This is a genomic window from Telluria sp. ZB4P36 (assembly GCF_059685865.1).
On sequence record NZ_JCASIE010000048.1, the window covers coordinates 1 to 2,748 of the forward strand.

At 57.7% G+C, this 2,748-nt stretch carries 1 protein-coding gene and 1 rRNA gene; both read right to left on the reverse strand.

Annotation, left to right across the window (positions count from 1 at the left end; all coding sequences use genetic code 11):
- Positions 1-78: 78 nt before the first annotated feature.
- Positions 79-1,980, reverse strand: coding sequence for a DUF7933 domain-containing protein (locus AC56LK_RS25185; protein WP_497187177.1), 1,902 nt, complete (start codon positions 1,978-1,980; stop codon positions 79-81).
- A gap of 663 nt (positions 1,981-2,643) precedes the next feature.
- Positions 2,644-2,748: ribosomal RNA gene (rrf, locus tag AC56LK_RS25190) — 5S ribosomal RNA — on the reverse strand; the annotation flags it as partial.

Sequence of the window (2,748 nt, forward strand, 5' to 3'; positions counted from 1 at the left end):
CGCTTCGCTGACCATGCGCACAGCGCGCTCGATGACTTCGGGGGAATACTTGGGTTGCTTCTTCATAGCTCCATTTTCTCAAAGAATGGAGCCTCCACAAAACTCGGGGCGGTTCACCTTGACCGTTACCATGCATGAGCTCTTTGCGCGAATAGTGCCCTGGTTCAAGGTCACCGTCGAGCCACCATTGGGCGCCGTTACCGTTCCATAGCAAGTGGTGCTGGCGCCGCCATAGCCCGCCACCCGCACTCCGTAGGGCAGCGTGTCAACGAGCGGTGCGGTCAGGGTGGAGGCCACGGTGTTCGGGTTGATCAACGTGATGGTCAGTACCGAAATCTGGCGTTCCTTGATGGTGGACGGGCTGAATGACTTCTTCACGATCGGCGGAGTGTGCTTCTTGGTGACCGTCAAGGTCGCCACCGCCGGCGCGGTATTGCTGCCGTTCGTCGTCTGCAAGGCACCGGCGGGCAAGGTGTTGGTAAAGTAGCCTGCCGCATTCGCAGTCACCCGAACCGTCACTGTGCAGGAACCGTTGGCAGGAATGATCCCCCCGTTCAAGGTCACCGTCGATCCACCGGGAGCGGCTGCGACGTTCCCGCCGCAAGTGGTGGCCGCATTCGCTGGCGAGGCAACGACTACACCGGTGGGCAAGGTGTCGACGAGCGGTGCCGTAAGGATAGCTGGAAGGAGACCGGTGTTGTTCAACGTAATGGTGAGCGTTGAGAATCCACCCGTCGTGATGCTCGCCGGGCCGAACGCTTTTCCTAGTGTCACCGAAGATGGCGGCGTTACCGGGATCACCGTGAGGGTCGCAGTGGCCGGTCCGGTATTGCTGCCGTTGGTGGTTTGCAATGAGCCGGCGGGCACGGTATTAATATACGCCCCCCCGGCAGCCGCAGTCACGTTCACGCTCACTGTGCATGAGCCATTCGCAGCGATCGCGCCTCCAGTCAGCGTCACCGACGAGGCGGAGGTCGTGACCACCCCGCCGCAGGTAGTGGTGGCGCCGGGCGCCGCCGCAACTGTGACGCCGGTGGGCAAGTTGTCGCTGAACGGTGCGGTCAGGGCGGCTGGCGCGCTACCAGTGTTGCTCAAGGTGAGGGTTAGAGTGGACGTTCCACCAGCGGCGATGGTTGCGGGAGTAAATGCTTTGCTCACTGACACCGACGCGGTCATACATACCGTCGGGGTGACGATGTTCGAATCGAGCGTCACTGAACCATTTTGCGCCAGAGCCCTGCCTGCAAGGGTTGCGTTGGTGGTCAAGGTAATGCTCGTCAACGCGAGGATGTTGCCTGCGAAGGTCGTGCCGGTACCGATAGTGGCAGAGCTGCCCACCTGCCAGAACACGTTGCAAGACTGGGCATCATTGATGAGCACCACGGACGCGTTGCTTCCGGTAATAAGCGTGCTCCCGGTCTTGAAGATAAACACCGCATTCGGATCGCCCTGCCCGTCAAGCGTCAGCGTGCCACTCAGCGATGCCGACGACGCAAAGCAGTAGACACCGGGCACCAGCGTCATGCCCGCGAGATCGGTTGGCACACCAAACGTGGTGGTGCACGCTTGACCCGCGAGGTTGTTGTAGGCAGTCGTGGTGTCCGCCTGGGCACTTTGTGCGACCGCATCGCCGGCGTGTATCGCCCCGGTCACGATCCCAGGTGGAAAGCCCGTGATCGCGCTGCCCGGAAAGACACCGAGGTCTCCGTTGAGGATGGTCGGGCCGGTGTTCGTGACTGTCTGGCCGCCCAGCACTGCGAAGCTGCCGGCGGTACCTAAGGACGGTGCCACTTGAGCAAATGCCGGATTGAATGGCAGTGCAATGAGCAGTACGATCAGCATGAGTAGCGCTAACAATTTTCCCGAAAGCCAGCTACACGCTCTTCGTCGGGCATTCGTTCCGGCTGTCGTTTCAGGAGCCTGGGATCCGCCGGAATCACGAGCGAATTCCTTGAAATCGCGGTTTAGTAATGCATGCATGATGTTCTCCATTCCTGGCCGAAAAAGCCTCGCGAACTGCTCGCGGCAAGACCAGAGCGTGTTAGCCCTCGGGCAACAGCCAACAATTGATTGACTTGCCGGAAGAAGCTGGGGAAAAGATTTACTTTCGTTTAATAACAATGCCGCTCCAGTTTTGACACCTCCTTCCTTTGCTCTTTTGGATTGCCAGCGCTTATGTCTATGCCATTCAGAAACGGATTGTGACGATCTTATAGGTAGCTCTTGGGCTCGATGCAAACGCAAGGCGCCAATTCAAGATAAGCCTTGTACACTCCCTGCAGTTGAGCTTCCTCAGATATGTTGAGAGCGTCGAAAATCGACAAACCTCGGGAAATTTATTTCCGAGGTTCACTCGAGTTATTTGGGAATTGCTGCAGCGGATAGAAATGGGGTTTTCCCGGATTAACGGGAAGCGATCTTGAAAGCGGGAAAGGGTTGATGAGGGCCGGACTTGTTGTGTGTCCAACAAAGCTGAGTCAACTCACCGCCTTCATGGCGACATTATTTGAGCTTCTGTTCCAGGGGGGAACTTCACTGCATTGCAACTGGCTCTCAGCACATGAAAGCGGCCAGAGTGATGATTCCATCCCACAAAGCAAAAAACCCCACCAGGATCACCTGGTGGGGTTTTTCTTATAACTAGCCTGACGATAACCTACTTTCACACTGGTTGCAGCACTATCATCGGCGCAAAGTCGTTTCACGGTCCTGTTCGGGATGGGAAGGGGTGGGACCGACTTGCTATGG

What these genes read in the sequence shown, in the direction of transcription:
- AC56LK_RS25185 (WP_497187177.1), bottom strand. Translation starts at nt 1,980, where the DNA reads ATGCATGCATTACTAAACCGCGATTTCAAGGAATTCGCTCGTGATTCC.